Here is a 14516-nt window from a genome sequence, read left to right on the forward strand (position 1 = left end):
GACGGCAGGGGCTCTCCCGCCCCGCCGCGGGAGCCCCGGGCGCACCCCGGGACCGCGAGGCCCACGGAACACCGAGTCCCTCCTGAGCGCGGGACACCCGGAGAGGCCCGGCGCGGAACGGAACGACTAGGGCTTGAGCAGGCGGGGCGACAGCGCGCCGCACGGCACGAGCTCCACCTCCGCCCCGGCGTCCCGCAGGTCGGTCAGGACCAGCTCGTCGTACATCAGCATCCCCGACTGCTCCGGCCAGACCACCGCCCACAGCCACATCCCGAGGGCCTCGCCCGCGAAGACGGCGCGGTCGTCGGGCGTCTTGGAGACGAGCCAGAGCGGGGTGGGACGGCCGGCCGCGAGAACCTTGGCCTGGGGCGGCTTCTCCACATCCAGGTAGGGCCCCGGGTCGGGACCGTCGATACCGGCGTAGCGCGCGCCGAGGCCGACGCCGAGTTCCTCGGCGACGAGGATCAGCTCGCCGACGCCGCCGAGCGGGCCGGGTCCGCTGCACGCCACGGCCGTGGCACGGCCTCCGCTGCGGTCGTCCCCCGCGTACGCCACGCCGGTGAAGAGCCAGCCGACCGGCAGCGGCCACGGCATCCACACCGGGACCTGCGTGCGGTGCACGACCACACCGAGGGCCTCGACGCTGGGCGGGATCACGGGCTGCAGCGGATGCACGGTGCCGTGCACGTCGCACTGCCAGGAATCGGCGAAGAGGCCGGGAGCCCTGACCCGGCCACCACACTTCGGGCAACTGGGTTCGCCCCTCATAGGGCCCCACGGTCCTACCCCCGCCGCGTCCCGTCAAGGACGATCACCCGTCCGGACGGAAGCGCATTATGTGTATTCTGCATCCATTAGCATTGCTAACTTACTGGAGGGAGAAGACATGGACCCCTTCGACGCGGGTGCCGGCGGCATTCTGCGACAGCCCAAGGCGGTCTGGGTCACCGCCGGCGCGTCCGTCGTCGCGTTCATGGGCATCGGGCTGGTCGACCCGATCCTGCCGTCCATCGCCCGGGGCCTGGAGGCGACGCCCAGTCAGGTCTCGCTGCTGTTCACCTCGTACTTCCTGGTCACCGCGGTCGCCATGCTGCTCACGGGCTTCGTCTCCAGCCGCATCGGCGGCCGCAGGACCCTGCTGGCCGGCCTGGCGCTCGTGGTGGTCTTCGCCGGCCTGGCCGGCACCTCCGACTCGGTCGGCGAACTGGTCGGCCTCCGGGCCGGCTGGGGCCTGGGCAACGCCCTGTTCGTCTCCACCGCCCTGGCGGTCATCGTCGGCGCGGCGGCGGGCGGCAGCGCCGCGGCGATCCTGCTCTACGAGTCCGCCCTCGGCCTCGGCATGGCCTGCGGCCCGCTGCTCGGCGCCCTCCTCGGCGACGCCAGCTGGCGCTACCCGTTCTTCGGCACGGCCTTCCTCATGGCCGTCGGGTTCGCCTGCGTCACGGCGTTCCTGAAGGAGCAGCCGAAGCCCGCCCGCAGGACCTCGCTGCTGGACCCGGTCAAGGCGCTGGGCCATGGCGGGCTCGCCTCCGCCGCGGCGTCCGCGTTCTTCTACAACTACACGTTCTTCACGGTGCTGGCCTTCACACCGTTCGTGCTGGACATGACGCCGTACAGGTCGGGCGCGGTCTTCTTCGCCTGGGGCGTGCTGCTCGCGGTCTTCTCGGTGATCGTGGCACCGCGCATGCAGGCACGGTTCGGCTCGCTGAAGGTGCTCGGCGGTTCGCTGCTGCTGCTCGCGGCCGACGTGCTCGCCCTCGGCTACGGCGACCGCACCACCGCGATCGTCTGCACCGTCCTGTCCGGCGCGTTCATCGGTGTCAACAACACCGTCTACACCGAGCTGGCCCTCGGTGTCTCCGACGCCCCGCGCCCGGTGGCGAGCGCCGGCTACAACTTCGTGCGATGGCTCGCGGCGGCCGCCGCGCCCTACCTCGCGCCGAAGATCGCGGAGCGGACCGACCTCCACGTCCCGTTCGTGGTCGCGGCGGGCACCGCGGCGGCAGGCGCTCTCGTGGTCCTGGTACGGCGCGGCGCGCTCACGCACCAGGCCGAGGAGCTCCGGCCGCAGCACGCCACCGAGGACGGTGTCACGGCCTTCTCCACCTGAGCGATCCCACCCTGACCGCACCGACCGCAATGACCGCACCGACCTGCGCCGAGGGCCGCCGATCCGGTCGAGCCGCCTGGCGTCCCCCGACCGGATCGAACGAACTTCCGCACCCCACCGGCCGGTTGGTGATGTTCCTCACTCCAGCGGGACGGACCTCCGCGCCGGATCCCGGAGGTCCGTCCCCCTCGCCAGCCACCGCTCCTGCAACGCCTGGGCGCCGTGGACGCGCTTCCACGCGGCCTCGTTCGGAGTCATCGGCAGCAGCGGGAGGAAGCGCACCGGATCCATCGGGTCGTCGAGTTCCAGGTCCTCCACGAGACCGCCCGGCTCGGCCACCAGCACCGAGGTGAAGGGAGCGCCGGGCCACAGCGGCCCACCCACGTCCAGCGAGGCGCCCGGCATCACGACCAGGCCCTCGACCTGCGGAGACGCGGCCAGCACCGCGAGCGGGCGCAGGACCTTGTCGGTGTCGGCGCCCCCGGGACGGACCGACAGCAGCAGCTCGGCGCGGGGCCCCTGGACGGGGTCCGCGACCATCGCCGCGGGGTCCGTCATGGGCTGCGCCGACATGCCGAGCGTGGCGTAGCGGACGACGGCGCCCTCCTCGGATTCGTCCCGGAACCGGAGCACCTCGACACGTTCGGCACCGAGGAAGGTGACCGCGGCGCGCGCGTCCGGTTCGCCCAGCGCGGTGCACAACCGGGCCTCGACCAGCGGAAGAACATCAGCCATGCGGCGAGCATAGAACTCGTCAGTACGGGGCAAAGCCGCGCCTTGACACTGCGGTCGACTGATACTCTTGGCCGGTCGGGGCAGCACGCAGCAGCGTCGCGGTCCAGCCCCGACGCCGATGGGACTCCCTTACGAGGGACCGGCCGGAGGAGGTGGGGCTGTCATGGATCGAAGTCGACCGTGCAGTACCACTCGCTCTTCCGCCCGTTGACGCAGTTGCTCCAGCTCCAGCCCTGGCTTCCTGCCTTTCGCGCTCGCCCGCTCCGGAAGAGCACTTCGTTTCGTTTTGCCTGATCTCAGTCAGTAGCGAAGCTCGCCACCGCGACGGTGCGGTGCTCCCCGCTTTGTGGACGTGCCAAACATCCGACGTGAGGACGTCCTCATTCCGGGCAGTTCCAGCCGTCGTGGCGGACTTTCTTTGCTCTCGCCGCGAAGGAGCCCTGCCATGTCGATGATCCGCGACCTGCGGTCCGCGGTCCGCCCCGCCCGTCCCTCGCTGCGCAAGCACCAGGGCGGCCGCGGCTACGACACCGCCTACGAGCCCGTCCACGGCCCGGCGACGGCGTCGGCCGTGGTCGACTGCGCCGTCTACCGGGACGGCGCCCGCGTGACCACCGACCAGCCGCTCACCCCGCACGAGGCGATGCGCCGGGTGCGACGCGACGGAGGCTTCGTCTGGATCGGCCTGCACGAGCCCACCGAGGCGGAGTTCGCCGGTATCGCAAGCGAGTTCGGGCTGCACCCACTGGCCGTGGAGGACGCCGTGCAGGCGCACCAGCGGCCGAAGCTGGAGCGGTACGACGACTCCCTGTTCACCGTCTTCAAGACCGTCCACTACGTCGAGCACGACGAACTGACCGCCAACAGCGAGGTCCTGGAGACCGGCGAGGTCATGTGCTTCACCGGGCGGGACTTCTTCATCACCGTCCGGCACGGCGGCCAGGGCTCCCTGCGAGCCCTGCGCCACCGCCTCCAGGACGACCCGGAACTGCTGGCCAAAGGCCCCTCCGCGGTGCTGCACGCCATCGCCGACCACGTCGTCGACGGTTACATCGCGGTCGCCGACGCGCTCCAGGACGACATCGACGCCGTCGAGACCGACGTGTTCTCCCCCGGCCGCAAGGGCACCCCGCGCGGCACCGACGCCGGGCGGATCTACCAGCTCAAGCGGGAGATCCTGGAGTTCAAGCGGGCCGTGTCTCCGCTGCTCCGGCCCATGCAACTGCTGAGCGAGCGGCCGATGCGGCTGATCGACCCCGACATCCAGAAGTACTTCCGGGACGTCGCCGACCACGTCGCCCGGGTCCAGGAGCAGGTCATCGGCTTCGACGAGCTGCTCAACTCGATCCTCCAGGCCAACCTCGCGCAGGCGTCCGTCGCACAGAACGAGGACATGCGGAAGATCACGTCCTGGGCCGCCATCATCGCCGTACCGACGATGGTGTGCGGGGTGTACGGCATGAACTTCGACTACATGCCCGAGACGCACTGGAGGTACGGCTACCCGGTGATCCTGTCGGTGACCGTGGGTCTCTGTCTCGGCATCCACCGCACCCTCAAGCGGAACGGCTGGCTGTGACACCCGGCCGGCACACCGCTGGTTAGGCTGGGCGCATGACAAGCGAGCTGCTCGATGAGGCCCTCGTCGAGGAGGCCACGAAGAAGTCCGGGCTGATCTGGGTCCGGGGCGCCGGTGCCCCGGCCGCCCGTGCCCTGTGGCACGTCTGGCACGAGGGCGCGGCCTGCCTGGTCGGCGACGGGCCGGGGGAGCAGCCGCTGCCCGGCCTGGCCGACGGCGGCCGTGCCGAGGTCACCGTCCGCAGCAAGGACAAGGGAGGCCGGCTGGTCTCCTTCACCGCGCAGGTCGTCGAACTGGCACCCGGGTCTGCGGCGTGGCAGGCGACCGTCGCCGAGCTGAAGGGCAAGCGGCTCAACGCGCCCGACGGCGAGGCGATGCCGGAGCGCTGGGGGCGGGAGTGCCGGGTGCTGCGCCTGGAGCCGACCGGCGCGGTGCTGCCGCTGCCCGACGGCTCCCTGGCCCAGGCTCCCGTGCCGTCGCCGGCGACCACCCGCAGGCCGGTCCCCGCCGCGTTGCCCCGGCTGCTGTTCGGGAAACGCTCCCGCTCCTAGGGCCACGGCCGCCGGGCGCCGGGCGCCGGCGCGGAGGTGCCCGGGCGGTGCCCCGGTTCAGGACGCCGGCAGTTGTCCGCCGTAGTCCACGGTGTCGTCCGGGGCCGGCTGCTCGACCGTGAAGTCCTTGCCCCAGTCGGAGAAGACCAGCGTCCCGGCCCCGCTCCCGCGGACCAGACGCAGCGGGTACGGCCGGCCCTCCAGGGAGACGTCGAGGGTGCCGCCGGAGCCCTGGTCGCCGGTGATGCGGATGGTGCGGACGCCGGACTGCTCGTGGTGGCCGTCGGTGGCGAGAGCTCCGTGCAGGGTCAGCAGTCCGTCGAGGAGGACGTCCTTGTCGGTGAACCCGCTGAACCGCTGGTACGCCGGGTCGGACCGGGGCACCTTGACGTACTTGCCCTCCAGTTTGTCCGCGGCGGCCGAGTCCGCGGTGCCGCCCTTGCCGTCCTCGTGGGTCCAGAAGTCCGCGCCGGCCTTCAGGTACAGGTGCTCGCCGACCCGCAGCAGCTGGAAGGACTCCCCGTCCGAAGTGACCGAGCCGGAGCCGCCGCCGGAGGTGAGCCGCATGTCGAGCCTGTAGGTGTGCCCGCCGGCGGCCACGGTGCCCGACAGACGCACGGCGGTGCCGGAGACCGCGGCCTGCCTGGTCCTGCTCTGGATCTGCCCCGCCGTCAGCTTCCCGACCCCGTTGGTGCCCGCGTCCGGGTCCCCTCCGCATCCCGCCGCCCCCGTGACGGCCAGGGCGCACAGTGCGCCGGCCAGCGCAGCCCGACGGATACGGCCCAGGGATGTCACGATCACAGGCGCAGCTGCCTTTCGGGTGGGGTCCACGGCGGCGTACGGCGCAGCGTACCGGTGCCGTCCGGGCGATGCGGAGTCAGCACGTCCGGACCTCTCACCAGGGCGGGCCCGATCGGGACGGGCTAGCCTGAAGCCCGACCCGGCGGGCAATCGAGAGAAGGCACACCAGGACGCAGCAGGAAGCCCTCCGCACGAAAAGGAACGACCACCATGGCAGCCGGTGCCCCGCGGATCTTCGTCTCGCACCTCTCCGGCATCGCCGTCTTCGATCCCAACGGCGACCAGGTGGGTCGCGTACGCGACCTGGTCGTCATGCTCCGCGTGGGGCGCCGCCCGCCGCGGCTGCTCGGCCTGGTCGTCGAACTGTCCACCCGCCGCCGTATCTTCCTGCCCATGACCCGGGTCACCGGCATCGAGTCCGGCCAGGTCATCACGACCGGCGTGCTCAACGTCCGCCGCTTCGAGCAGCGGCCCACCGAGCGGCTCGTCTTCGGCGAGCTGCTCGACCGCCGCGTCACGCTGGAGGAGACGGGCGAGGAGGTCACCGTCCTGGACCTGTCGGTGCAGCAGTTGCCCGCCCGCCGCGACTGGGAGATCGACCGCGTCTTCGTCCGCAAGGGAAGGAGGTCCGGCCCGCTCAGGCGTACCAAGGGGGAGACGATCACCGTCGAGTGGTCCCAGGTGACCGGCTTCTCGCTGGAGGAGCAGGGGCAGGGCGCCGAGAGCCTCCTCGCCACCTTCGAGCAGTTGCGCCCCGCCGACCTCGCCAACGTCCTGCACCATCTGTCCGCCAAGCGGCGCGCCGAGGTCGCCGCCGCGCTCGACGACGACCGCCTCGCCGACGTGCTGGAGGAACTCCCGGAGGACGACCAGATCGAGATCCTCGGCAAGCTGAAGGAGGAGCGTGCCGCCGACGTCCTGGAGGCGATGGACCCCGACGACGCCGCCGACCTGCTCGCCGAGCTGCCCGAGGACGAGCAGGAGCGGCTGCTGAGCCTGATGCAGCCGGCCGACGCGGCCGACATGCGGCGCCTGATGTCGTACGAGGAGCACACCGCGGGTGGTCTGATGACGACCGAGCCGATCGTGCTGCGCCCGGACTCCACGGTCGCCGACGCGCTCGCCCGCGTCCGCAACGCCGACCTGTCCCCCGCGCTCGCGGCGCAGGTCTACGTGTGCCGGCCGCCCGACGAGACCCCTACCGGCAAGTACCTGGGCACGGTCCACTTCCAGCGTCTGCTGCGCGACCCGCCGTACACCCTGGTCAGCTCGCTGGTCGACCAGGACCTGCAGCCCCTCTCCCCGGACGCCGCGCTGCCGGTCGTCGCCGGCTTCTTCGCCACGTACGACATGGTCGCGGCGCCCGTCGTCGACGAGTCGGGGGCCCTGCTGGGCGCGGTGACCGTCGACGACGTGCTGGACCACATGCTCCCCGACGACTGGCGTGAGACGGAGTTCCACCTCGACCAGGGCCGGGGGGTGGCGCCGCATGGCACCTGAGCGCGACGGCGGCCGGGAGGCCGTGCGCGAGCGGAGCCCGGCCGGGGCCACCGCCTCCGGCCGGCACCGCACCCGGCTCGACCAGCCGCGCCCGCCACGGCGCCGGCTGCTGCCCGAGTGGGACCCGGAGGCCTTCGGCCGGCTCTCCGAGAAGATCGCCCGCTTCCTCGGCACCGGACGGTTCATCGTCTGGATGACCGTCGCCATCGTGCTGTGGGTGCTGTGGAACATCGCCGCGCCCCGCGAGCTGCGCTTCGACCAGTACCCGTTCATCTTCCTGACGCTGATGCTGTCCCTGCAGGCCTCCTACGCTGCCCCGCTGATCCTGCTCGCGCAGAACCGGCAGGACGACCGCGACCGGGTCAACCTCGAACAGGACCGCAAGCAGAACGAACGCTCCATCGCGGACACCGAGTACCTCACCCGGGAGATCGCCGCCCTGCGGATCGGCCTGGGCGAGGTCGCCACCCGCGACTGGATCCGCTCCGAGCTCCAGGACCTGCTGCGAGACCTGGACGGACGGCACAACGGCCACCACGAGCCCGACGGATTCCACACGGTCCCGGCAGAACGGTCGCCGGGACGTGACGCAGAAGACCGCTGACAGGCTTTCCGGGGCACGGCTACCGAGCCGTACCATCGACCCTATGGCTAGCGAAGACGCGGTGCGCGAGGCACTGGCGACGGTGAACGACCCCGAGATCAACCGACCCATCACCGAGCTCGGGATGGTCAAATCGGTGGAGATCGGCGCGGACGGAACGGTCGCGGTCACCGTGTACCTGACGGTCTCCGGCTGCCCCATGCGTGACACGATCACCCAGCGCGTCACCGACGCGGTCTCCCGTGTCGAGGGCGTCACCCGCGTGGACGTCACGCTCGACGTGATGAGCGACGAGCAGCGCAAGGAACTGGCGGCGGCGCTGCGCGGCGGCCAGACCGAGCGCGAGGTCCCCTTCGCCAAGCCGGGCAGCCTCACCCGCGTCTACGCGGTCGCGTCCGGCAAGGGCGGCGTCGGCAAGTCGTCGGTGACGGTGAACCTGGCGGCGGCCATGGCGGCCGACGGCCTGAAGGTCGGTGTCGTCGACGCCGACATCTACGGCCACAGCGTGCCGCGCATGCTCGGCACGGACGGGCGTCCCACCCAGGTCGAGAACATGATCATGCCGCCGTCGGCGAACGGCGTGAAGGTCATCTCCATCGGCATGTTCACCCCGGGCAACGCCCCGGTCGTCTGGCGCGGACCGATGCTGCACCGCGCCCTGCAGCAGTTCCTGGCGGACGTCTACTGGGGCGACCTCGACGTGCTCCTCCTGGACCTCCCGCCCGGGACCGGCGACATCGCCATCTCCGTGGCACAGCTGGTCCCCAACGCCGAGATCCTGGTCGTGACGACCCCGCAGCAGGCCGCCGCGGAGGTCGCCGAGCGCGCGGGCTCCATCGCCGTGCAGACCCACCAGAAGATCGTCGGCGTCGTGGAGAACATGTCCGGTCTGCCCTGCCCGCACTGCGGGGAGATGGTCGATGTGTTCGGCACCGGTGGCGGCCAGCGCGTCGCCGACGGCCTCACGCGCACCACGGGTGCGACGGTGCCGGTCCTCGGCTCGATCCCGATCGACGTCCGCCTCCGCGAGGGCGGCGACGAGGGCAAGCCGGTCGTCCTGACGGACCCGGACTCCCCGGCGGGTTCGGCCCTGCGGGCGATCGCGGGCAAGCTGGGCGGACGGCAGCGGGGCCTGTCGGGCCTGTCCCTGGGGATCACCCCGAAGAACAAGTTCTAGTACCGCGTCAGGCAACGTTCGCCCGCCTTGACGGGGCGAATGTCGCCTGTTGCGGCACTGGTCCCCGCCGTTCCCGCCCCGGAGCACCCCCGCGGGCGCGCTTCGGGGCGCGGCGTGCCGCGTGAGGGGCCCGCCCGGCCGGCAGCCGGGCGAGGACCCGGTCGGCACGGGAAAGGGGCGCCGCGACCGGTCGGCGCCCCTGTTGTCATGCGTAGGCGGCGATGTCCTTGATCTGGGCGAAGCCCAGGCCGTAGGCGCTCATGCCTCTGCCGTACGCGCCGATGTGCACGCCCTGCCGCGTCGACCCGGCGAGCACCCAGCCGAACTCGGACTCGCGGTAGTGGAACGGCGTCGGCACACCGTCCACCGGCAGGGACAGCATCGACCAGTCCGAGCCGTCGAGGTCGTCGGCCAGCACCCACGCCGTCTCCGTCTGCTGCTCCAGCCAGTCGTCCCGCAGACTGTGGTCCATCTGCCCCGGCCAGGTGAACGACAGCAGTCCCACCCCGGCGAGCCACGCCGCCGAGGACACCGTCGTGGCCTCCAGCAGCCCCGTGCCGTCGGCGCTGCGCCGGGACGGGTTCGCCGCGACGGTCACCACGACCGCGAACCGCTCCCGCTCTTCAGCCGTCGCCTCGGTCCGCACGGAGGGCTCGTCCCCGTGCCCGATGGACCCGTGCTCGACGGCCCCGTCGGCCGCCGTACCGACCTGCATCAGCCAGCGCGGCCCCGTGAACGCCTCGTCGAGGCCGTACCACGGGAAGGGCGCGCTCAGGTAGCCGTACACCGTGCGCCGGGCGGAGGGGACCTGTTGTCCGCCCTCCGCGTCCGGCGCCTGCGCGACTGCCCCACTCGTCGTCTCCATGTGCCCGGACGCCTCCTCGCTCTCGTCGGTCCGGCGCGGCCCGCCCCCCATCGGGCGTACTCCTCCGGTCCGCACAACGACTCGGCAGCATATCGACCCTCCTCCGAGCAGCGCGGAAACCGCCCGGCGCGCGAGGCGTCGGGCGGCGCGTCCAGGCCGTACGAGGCGGTCGGGAGGTATGAAACGTGTCACGTGGGGCAGGGTGTGCGCCCCGTTCCACGGATCCTGAGCTGTACCGGCTCAGGTGGCGTCCGCGTCGAACGGAGGGCGGTCGTCCTTGCCGGGGGCCTCCGGCTTCTTGGTCATGTCGACGCGCCCGGCCGCGGAGCCGGCGGAGGGCGACGGGGACTCCGCGTCGCGGCTCTGCACGGCATCGGTGACCTCGGCCATCTCCTTCTTCAGGTCGAAACCGTTGCGGATCTCCTTCAGCCCCAGCTCTTCGTTGTCCAGCTGCTTGCGGATGAACGTCTTGGGGTTGAGGTCCTCGAACTCGAAGTCCTTGAACTCCGGCCCCAGCTCGCTGCGGATGTCCTGCTTGGCGCTCTCGGAGAACTCGCGGATCTTCCGGATCGTGCGGGTCACGTCCTGGATGACCTTCGGAAGCTTGTCCGGACCGAAGACGAGCACGGCAAGGACGACGAGCGTGACCAGCTCGAGCGGTCCTATGTCATTGAACACCTGTAACTCCTTGCGATGTCCTCGGGCCGCCTCCACGGTACCTGTCGTACCGGTCCGCCCGGTACCGTCCCGAGGTGTCCGCGTGGGCGTGGCCGAACGGTTTTCCGCGATGTTTGCCGAGTGCCGGCCGGCAGCCGGTTCGAAAGACCCTCCGGTGACGTTCTCGTCCCCTCCGGCGGCGGGCCCGTCAGCCACCGCCGGAGGAGCCGAGCGTCAGGGAAACCTTTCGCTGCCGGGTGCCGCGTTCCAGAGTGAGCTCCAGACGGTCGCCGGGGCGGTGGGCGCGGGTCTTGACGATCAGTTCCTCACCCGAGTGGACGCGCTGGCCGTCGACGGCCGTGATGACGTCGCCGGGCTCGATGCCCGCCCGCTCCCCGGGGCCGCCGGTGGTGACGGCGGGGCCGCCGTCGCTCCCCCGGTCGTCGACGCGGGCACCGTCGCCGGCGTAGTCCAGGTCGAGGGTGATGCCGATGACGGGGTGGGTGGCCCTGCCCGTGTTGATCAGTTCCTCGGCGACGCGCTTGCCCTGGTTGATCGGGATGGCGAAGCCGAGCCCGATGGAGCCGGCCTGGCCGCCGTCGCTGTCGGAGCCGCCGTCGGCGGAGCGGATGGCGGAGTTGATGCCGATGACGCGGGCCCGGGAGTCGAGGAGGGGGCCGCCGGAGTTGCCCGGGTTGATGGGTGCGTCGGTCTGCAGCGCGTCGACGTAGGACACGTCGCTGCCGTCGCCCTTCTCCCCGCCCGCCGTGATGGGTCGTTCCCTGGCGCTGATGATGCCGGAGGTGACGGTGCCCTCCAGGTCGAAGGGGGCGCCGATGGCCACGACGGGGTCCCCGACCCGGACGTTGTCGGAGTTGCCGAGCGGCAGCGGCCGCAGACCCTTGACGCCGCTCACCTTGACGACGGCGAGGTCGTAGCCGGCGTCGCGGCCTACGACCTCGGCCTCGGCGCTCTGCCCGCCGTTGAAGACGACGGTTATGACGCCGTCGCCCCCGGCGGGTTCGACGACGTGGTTGTTGGTGAGGATGTGGCCGCGGGTGTCGAGTACGAAGCCGGTTCCGGTGCCCGCCGCCCCGGAGCCGCTGACGTGCAGGGTCACGACGCTGGGCAGGGCCCGTGCGGCGATGCCCGCCACGCTGTCCGGGGCCCGCCCGGCGGGCTCCTTCCCGGCCTGAGGCAGTTCGATGCCGCCCACGCCGCCGTTGCGCTCCAGGTACACCCCTACGGCCCCGCCGACGAGGCCGGACACCAGCGCGAGCGCGAGCGCCGCGCCCACCGCCCCCCTGCGGCGGCGCCGGCGGCGCCGCTGCTCGCTCTCGGCGCCGGCCCCGGTGTACTGCAGCGGCCCGTTGTGCGCGACCGCCCACGGGTCGTAGCGGTGCCAGGGGTCGGCCGGCACGCCCGGGGCGTGCTCGGCCGCGAGCGCCGGGGAGGCCGTGGCGGGGGCCGGTCCTGCCGGGGTGGCGGGGGCGAGTGGCCGTCCCGCGAAGGTGCCGGGTCCGAACGGCTGCCCCGCGGCCGGGGCAGGGCCGCAGGTGGGACCCGCGGGAGCGGCCGGGCCGGGGTCCGGTGCCCTGGGCGGGAGGGTCTCGTGCCCCGCCGGCGCGGGCAGCGGCGTGCCCTGGGCCGGGGTCGCCGCGGGGTGCTGCACGGGCGGGGCGGGCGCCCAGGGGCCCGGCTCGCCGTAGGGCGGGGTGCCGTAGGGATCGGGGTCGTGCAGGGGCACGGACCGCTCGACGGACGCCTCGGAGACCGCCTGCCGGGCAGGAGCGGGGGACACCGGCTCCCCGCCCGCGGGCACGTCAGCGCCGGACGGGCCCTTCAGCAGGAAGTCCCCGTCGGTTTCGTCGCCGGATCGGTCGTCGGCCCCCACGGGGCGTTCCAGGGCGTGATCACCCTCCGCCGAGCCGCCACCCGCCGGCTTCGGTGCCGTGGCCGGCTCGGCGTCCTCGGTGCCGGGCGGCGGGTCCTGCGTGGGCTTCCCCTCGTTCATGCTCTCCCCACAGCTGGCCGCGGCACGGCGATGTCGGCGCCGCCCACGGATCGTCCACGCCGCGCCCGGCTGACGGGGACACGGCTCCCCCGGGATTCAACCAGGTTCGCGGCCGGCCACGCAGGCCCGGTCAGCGGGGAGCGGCGGCGGTGGACGACGGCGTCGAGGCGGGGTGCGGTGCGGCGAGCGGGCCCGGCGTGGCGGCGCCCGATGTCCCGGCGGGGTCGGCCAGGAGGATCGGCGCGTTGACCTCCAGCGGGCGTATGAGTGGGGACATGGCCGCGGCACCGACCATCACCGGTGTGGTGAACGTGGGCACGGCGTCCTGCCGTCCTGCGGGCGGGGGGATACCCGGCAGCAGCGGCGCGGACACCGCCGTGGGCGCCGCCGGCGTCTGCCCGAGGCCGCGTCCCTGACCGGTGTGGGCGAGCAGCGGGCCGACCCGGCGGCGCTGGCTCTCCGGTGCGGTGGTGCCCCCGGTGCCCTGGGGGCGGGCCGGGAGGACACTGCTGCCGGCGCCGCGCGCGTCGGCGTCGGCCGGGATGCCGGAGGTCACGCCACCGAGGGCGAGCGCGGCGAGGGACACCGCGCCGGCCGCGGCGAAGGCGAACCTCAGCCCGCGGGAGGACGGGCGGTCGCCCTCGCCCCTGCCGACGGGGTGCACGCGGAAGCCGCGATCGCCGGACCCGGGCGGGAGGACCGAACCGGGCGGCCCGGCGGAGGCGAGGTCGAAGCCGAAGGGGGACCTGCCGTCACCGCTCATCCCGAACGGCCCGGGAACCACGGACCCCTCGGGACGTCTGCCGAAGGCGGGGCCGGCCAGTCCGCCCCCGCCCAGCGGCGTGCCGCCGTCGTCAGGACCACCTCCCGCGGGCAGTCCCTGGAGGCGGGCCAGGAAGCTCTCGGACGGAGGTGGCGGGGCCATCTCCGCGAAGACGTTCTTCAGCCGGCGCTGGGCGTCCACCTCCGCCTTGCACTTCGGGCAGGTGGCCACGTGCGCCAGTACGCGCTCGCGCGCGTCATGACCGAGTTCGCCGTCCACGAGGGCGGAGAGTCGGTCTCCCAGGTGCTGCTCTGCCGGGTCAGGACGTGATCCACTCACGCGGTCGCGCCCCCTCCCCCCAGCACCGGCACCGGGGCCATCAGCGAGCGGCGCTCGCGGGCCTGCGGCGAACGGTGGGCCAGGGCCTTGCGCAGTTGCGAGCGCCCGCGGTGGATGCGGGAGCGGACCGTGCCGAGCTTCACTCCGAGCGTCGCGGCGATCTCCTCGTACGACAGCCCCTCGATGTCGCACAGCACGACCGCGGCGCGGAACTCGGGCGCGAGGGTGTCCAGGGCCTGCTGCACGTCGGCGTCGAAGTGGGCGTCGTGGAAGAGCTGCTGGGGCGTGGGCTCCTTGCTGGCCAGCCGCTCCGCCGCGTCCTCGCCGAGGGCGTCGAAGCGGATGCGCTGCTTGCGGCGGACCATGTCGAGGAACAGGTTGGTGGTGATGCGGTGCAGCCAGCCCTCGAACGTGCCCGGGCTGTAGGTGGACAGGGAGCGGAAGACACGGACGAAGACCTCCTGGGTGAGGTCCTCGGCGTCGTGCTGGTTGCCGGTGAGACGGTAGGCGAGCCGGTACACCCGGCCGCTGTGCGTGCTGACGATCTCCTCCCAGGTGGGCGGAGTCCACGCCGGACCGTCCGCGTCGGTGGAGAAGGTCGCGGTCCGGTCCTGTGTGGCGGCGTGGCTGTGGTCAGCGGTGTCGTTCACGGATTTCGGCCTGCCCGCCGACCCGAGAAAGCGCCACAGCGCTCGTCCCCGGTCTCCGGGCGCGGCCGCACCTCCCCTGTCAGCTCTGGTGGTGTCCAGTGGAGCCCCTACCATAGCCACCTCGCCCGTTAGGACCGGATAAGCGGTTTTACGAGAATTTGATCTGGGCTG

Annotated in this window: 14 protein-coding genes; 6 read left to right on the forward strand and 8 right to left on the reverse strand. The window is 72.6% G+C overall.

The window, feature by feature from the left end:
* Positions 1–126: 126 nt before the first annotated feature.
* A complete protein-coding gene (locus I3F54_RS12975; RefSeq protein ID WP_240118859.1) occupies positions 127–768 on the reverse strand; it encodes a DUF6758 family protein in 642 nt (213 codons plus the stop codon).
* Positions 769–886: 118 nt separating this feature from the next.
* On the opposite strand from I3F54_RS12975, the gene I3F54_RS12980 reads away from it, so the two are divergent.
* Positions 887–2110 carry an MFS transporter gene (locus tag I3F54_RS12980; protein ID WP_240118860.1) on the forward strand — a complete coding sequence of 408 codons (1224 nt, stop codon included), beginning with the start codon at positions 887–889 and terminating at the stop codon, positions 2108–2110.
* 138 nt (positions 2111–2248) lie between these two features.
* Here I3F54_RS12980 and I3F54_RS12985 read toward each other — a convergent pair whose 3' ends face one another.
* Entirely contained in the window at positions 2249–2845 is a 597-nt protein-coding gene (locus I3F54_RS12985; RefSeq protein ID WP_240118861.1) for a suppressor of fused domain protein, read from the reverse strand.
* A gap of 445 nt (positions 2846–3290) precedes the next feature.
* Here I3F54_RS12985 and I3F54_RS12990 point away from each other — a divergent pair, with 445 nt between their 5' ends.
* Positions 3291–4424, forward strand: coding sequence for a magnesium and cobalt transport protein CorA (locus I3F54_RS12990; protein WP_240118862.1), 1134 nt, complete (start codon positions 3291–3293; stop codon positions 4422–4424).
* Positions 4425–4459: 35 nt separating this feature from the next.
* Complete coding sequence (locus I3F54_RS12995; RefSeq protein WP_240118863.1) at positions 4460–4975, forward strand: hypothetical protein; 516 nt, start codon at positions 4460–4462, stop codon at positions 4973–4975.
* Positions 4976–5032: 57 nt separating this feature from the next.
* On the opposite strand, the gene I3F54_RS13000 is transcribed toward I3F54_RS12995, so the two are convergent.
* Entirely contained in the window at positions 5033–5770 is a 738-nt protein-coding gene (locus I3F54_RS13000) for a hypothetical protein (RefSeq protein ID WP_240118888.1), read from the reverse strand.
* A 216-nt stretch (positions 5771–5986) separates the two neighbouring features.
* On the opposite strand from I3F54_RS13000, the gene I3F54_RS13005 reads away from it, so the two are divergent.
* From I3F54_RS13005 to I3F54_RS13015, 3 genes are read left to right on the forward strand one after another with little or no spacing between them, the layout of a single operon-like run.
* Positions 5987–7276 carry a magnesium transporter MgtE N-terminal domain-containing protein gene (locus tag I3F54_RS13005; protein ID WP_240118864.1) on the forward strand — a complete coding sequence of 430 codons (1290 nt, stop codon included), beginning with the start codon at positions 5987–5989 and terminating at the stop codon, positions 7274–7276.
* Positions 7266–7880, forward strand: a complete 615-nt coding sequence (locus tag I3F54_RS13010) for a DUF1003 domain-containing protein (RefSeq protein ID WP_240118865.1) — start codon at positions 7266–7268, stop codon at positions 7878–7880. The genes I3F54_RS13005 and I3F54_RS13010 overlap by 11 nt, the downstream gene beginning before the upstream one ends.
* A gap of 43 nt (positions 7881–7923) precedes the next feature.
* A complete protein-coding gene (locus I3F54_RS13015) occupies positions 7924–9057 on the forward strand; it encodes an Mrp/NBP35 family ATP-binding protein (RefSeq protein WP_240118866.1) in 1134 nt (377 codons plus the stop codon).
* Positions 9058–9262: 205 nt separating this feature from the next.
* Here the strand turns inward: I3F54_RS13015 and I3F54_RS13020 are convergent, their stop codons facing one another.
* From I3F54_RS13020 to sigE, 5 genes are all read right to left on the reverse strand, one after another.
* Positions 9263–9973, reverse strand: a complete 711-nt coding sequence (locus tag I3F54_RS13020) for a hypothetical protein (protein ID WP_240118867.1) — start codon at positions 9971–9973, stop codon at positions 9263–9265.
* 189 nt (positions 9974–10162) lie between these two features.
* Positions 10163–10600 carry a sec-independent translocase gene (locus I3F54_RS13025; protein WP_240118868.1) on the reverse strand — a complete coding sequence of 146 codons (438 nt, stop codon included), beginning with the start codon at positions 10598–10600 and terminating at the stop codon, positions 10163–10165.
* Between the two features lie 187 nt (positions 10601–10787).
* Positions 10788–12593: a trypsin-like peptidase domain-containing protein gene (locus tag I3F54_RS13030; protein ID WP_240118869.1), complete on the reverse strand. Its 1806-nt coding sequence runs from the start codon at positions 12591–12593 to the stop codon at positions 10788–10790.
* Positions 12594–12723: 130 nt separating this feature from the next.
* Entirely contained in the window at positions 12724–13695 is a 972-nt protein-coding gene (locus I3F54_RS13035; RefSeq protein WP_240123703.1) for an anti-sigma factor, read from the reverse strand.
* Positions 13692–14459, reverse strand: coding sequence for an RNA polymerase sigma factor SigE (gene sigE / locus I3F54_RS13040; RefSeq protein ID WP_240118871.1), 768 nt, complete (start codon positions 14457–14459; stop codon positions 13692–13694). Before sigE ends, I3F54_RS13035 begins: the two co-directional genes overlap by 4 nt.
* Between the last annotated feature and the right edge of the window lie 57 nt (positions 14460–14516).

The organism is Streptomyces sp. MUM 2J, from assembly GCF_022414535.1.
Taxonomy (GTDB): domain Bacteria; phylum Actinomycetota; class Actinomycetes; order Streptomycetales; family Streptomycetaceae; genus Streptomyces.

Coding starts and splice junctions, on each gene's coding strand:
- I3F54_RS13030 (WP_240118869.1), bottom strand. CDS start 12,593: ATGAACGAGGGGAAGCCCACGCAGGACCCGCCGCCCGGCACCGAGGAC.
- I3F54_RS13020 (WP_240118867.1), bottom strand. CDS start 9,973: ATGGGGGGCGGGCCGCGCCGGACCGACGAGAGCGAGGAGGCGTCCGGG.
- sigE (WP_240118871.1), bottom strand. CDS start 14,459: ATGGTAGGGGCTCCACTGGACACCACCAGAGCTGACAGGGGAGGTGCG.
- I3F54_RS13010 (WP_240118865.1), top strand. CDS start 7,266: ATGGCACCTGAGCGCGACGGCGGCCGGGAGGCCGTGCGCGAGCGGAGC.
- I3F54_RS12995 (WP_240118863.1), top strand. CDS start 4,460: ATGACAAGCGAGCTGCTCGATGAGGCCCTCGTCGAGGAGGCCACGAAG.
- I3F54_RS12990 (WP_240118862.1), top strand. CDS start 3,291: ATGTCGATGATCCGCGACCTGCGGTCCGCGGTCCGCCCCGCCCGTCCC.
- I3F54_RS12980 (WP_240118860.1), top strand. CDS start 887: ATGGACCCCTTCGACGCGGGTGCCGGCGGCATTCTGCGACAGCCCAAG.
- I3F54_RS13005 (WP_240118864.1), top strand. CDS start 5,987: ATGGCAGCCGGTGCCCCGCGGATCTTCGTCTCGCACCTCTCCGGCATC.
- I3F54_RS13015 (WP_240118866.1), top strand. CDS start 7,924: ATGGCTAGCGAAGACGCGGTGCGCGAGGCACTGGCGACGGTGAACGAC.
- I3F54_RS12975 (WP_240118859.1), bottom strand. CDS start 768: ATGAGGGGCGAACCCAGTTGCCCGAAGTGTGGTGGCCGGGTCAGGGCT.
- I3F54_RS12985 (WP_240118861.1), bottom strand. CDS start 2,845: ATGGCTGATGTTCTTCCGCTGGTCGAGGCCCGGTTGTGCACCGCGCTG.